This window comes from Streptomyces alkaliterrae (assembly GCF_007097205.2).
Taxonomy (GTDB): Bacteria; Actinomycetota; Actinomycetes; order Streptomycetales; family Streptomycetaceae; genus Streptomyces; species Streptomyces alkaliterrae.
This window is the reverse complement of the sequence record NZ_VJYK02000497.1, coordinates 1-2525: the sequence shown is the minus strand read 5'-3', so window position 1 is coordinate 2525 and position 2525 is coordinate 1. Positions and strand designations below refer to the sequence as shown.

Below are 2525 nucleotides of genomic sequence, written 5' to 3'. Positions count from 1 at the left end.
CGACCTGACCACCACCGCCTGACGGCGGCCCGCCGGCGCTTCCGCCGCGGGCCGCCGTCAGGCGGTGGTGGTCAGGTGGTCGCCGGTTCGGAGTGGGCCCGGGGCGCGGGTGGCTTCAGCCGGCCGGTGCGGTGCAGCACGTGGAGGGCGGCCGCGCAGACCAGGCCGAGGGTGCTCAGCGCGAGCCAGGGCAGCGCGGACACGCCCGCCGCGCGGGCGGCGTCGAGGGCGGCTCCGGTGAGCAGGTTCCCGAGGGTGATGCCGATGCCGCAGATGGTGTTGTACAGCCCGTAGTGGGTGGCGACGAGCCGGTCGCCGGAAAGTCGGACGACGGTGTCCATCTCGAACGGGTAGGCGATCATCGTGCCGACGGCCAGCAGCAACGCCGCGAGTGTGGGCGGCGCGGCGGCGAGCAGCCACAGCCCGAGCCCGCCGGCCGGTACCGGTACGGCCGTGGCGGCCAGCAGGGGGACGAACGACACGCCCATCGTGAGCAGGCCCCAGGCCAGCGCCCGGCCGGGTTCCATCCGGGCCCTGCACCAGGCGGTGACCCTGGTCTGGAACAGGATGGTGCTCAGGCCGGAGACGGCGAAGAGCACGGCCACCGCCGCGATGCCGAAGTTCCCCTCTCCGCCGAGGCGCCGTACCTCCAGCGGCAGGGAGAGGTAGACCTGGAACTGCATGACGTAGAAGCCGATCATGGCGGTGGAGAAGAGGAGGAACCGCCGGTTCGTCAGGATGCCGCGCCACTGCGACAGCACGCTCTCCCGCGTGCCGTCCGCCCGGGGCGCGGGGTCGCTCGCCCGACGGGCGGGCAGGGCGCGGATCTGCACGATGCTCAGCAGGGCGAAGATGCCGGCCGCGGCCAGGCAGGTGACACGGAAGTCGACGCCGGTGAGCAGCATCCCGACGAGCGGGCCGAGCAGGATTCCGGCCTGGTAGAAGACGTTGAACAGGGCGAACGCCTCGACCCGCCGCTCGCCCGCGTCCGCGGCGAGGTAGGCCCGCACCGCCGGGTTGAACAGGGCCCCGGCGAGGCCGGTGGCGGCGGAGGCGGCGAGCAGGGCCGGTACGGAGTCGACGAGCCCGAGGGTCGCGAAGCCGACGACGCGCAGCACCAGACCGGCGATGATCATCGGCTTGTAGCCGAGCCGGTCGGCCAGCGTTCCGCCCACCAGGAACATGCCCTGCTGACTGAAGTTGCGCACTCCCAGGATGAGTCCGACCAGCCAGCCGGCCAGCCCGAGCGTCCCGGACAGGTGCGTCGCGAGGTACGGCATCAGCATGAAGAAGCCGAGGTTGATGCTGAACTGGTTCACCATCAACAGCTGGACGCCGCGTTCGTAGGAGCGGACCTGCGCGAAGGTGCCCCTCATCGGTCCTCCTCCCGCTCCTCGGTGCCGCCGGCCACCGCGGCGGCTGCGGCCGTCTCGTGCTTCCCGTCCTCGGGCACCTCCGCGACGGCGAGCGGGTCGACGACCGCGCCGCACCGCGTCCAGCGGGTGACCTCCTTCTCGTCCAGTCGGCCGATCACGTCCGGTTCCGGTGCGGGCGGGGACTCGAGCAGGCCGTGGGCGGCGCAGTAGTCGTCGTCGTAGACCGTGCCGAGGTAGCGCTGCGGGCCGTCGGGGAAGATCGCCGCGATCCTGGCGTCGGCGGGCAGGGTACGGGCCAGCCAGCCGGCCACCAGAGCGACGGCGCCCACGCTCCAGCCGCCGGTGGCGTAGTGGGAGGCGGCGAGCTGACGGCAGGTCCACACGGCCTCGGACGGGGCGACCCAGTGCACCTCGTCGAAGTTGTCGTAGGCGACGTTGCGGGGGTGGATGCTCGACCCGAGGCCGCGCATCAGCCGGGGCCGGGCGGGCTGCCCGAAGATCGTCGAACCGACGGTGTCCACCCCGACCAACGTCAGCCCGGGGTAGAGCTGTCGCAGCACGCGGGAGACGCCGGCGGAGTGCCCGCCTGTTCCGACGCTGCACACCAGGACGTCGATGTGCCCCAGTTGGGCGGCCAGTTCCAGGGCCAGCGGGGTGTAGGCCGTGGTGTTGTCGGGGTTGTTGTACTGGTCCGGGCACCACGAGTCGCTGTGCCGCGTGAGCAGTTGGGCGACCCGGTCGCGGCGGGCCTGCTGCCAGCCGCCGGTCGGGTGGGGCTCGGAGACGACGTTGACCCGCGCGCCGTAGGCGGTCAGCAGTTGGGTCATGGACCTCTCCAGCCCCGGATCGGTGACCAGGGTGACCGGGTGGCCGTGCACCATCCCGGCCAGGGCCAGGCCCAGGCCGAGCGTGCCGCTGGTGGATTCGATGATCCGGCCGCCGGGCCGCAGGTCGCCGCGGGCTCGGGCGCGCTCGACCATGTGCAGCCCCGGGCGGTCCTTGATGCCGCCGGGGTTGAAGCCCTCGAGCTTGGCCCAGAACCCGCGGCCGGCCGCGGCCAGGGGTTCGGAGACGTGCAGCACGGGCGTGTTGCCGACCAGGCCGGGCAGTCCCTGGGCCGGGGCGGCGGCGTGGAGGGTGGAGGTGCGG

General features: G+C 73.1%; 2 protein-coding genes. Both read right to left on the bottom strand.

What is annotated here, in order from left to right:
• Positions 1–71: 71 nt before the first annotated feature.
• Positions 72–1376, bottom strand: coding sequence for an MDR family MFS transporter (locus tag FNX44_RS26055; RefSeq protein WP_143651432.1), 1305 nt, complete (start codon positions 1374–1376; stop codon positions 72–74).
• Positions 1373–2485, bottom strand: coding sequence for a PLP-dependent cysteine synthase family protein (locus tag FNX44_RS26050; protein WP_228450252.1), 1113 nt, complete (start codon positions 2483–2485; stop codon positions 1373–1375). Before FNX44_RS26050 ends, FNX44_RS26055 begins: the two co-directional genes overlap by 4 nt.
• Positions 2486–2525: the final 40 nt, after the last annotated feature.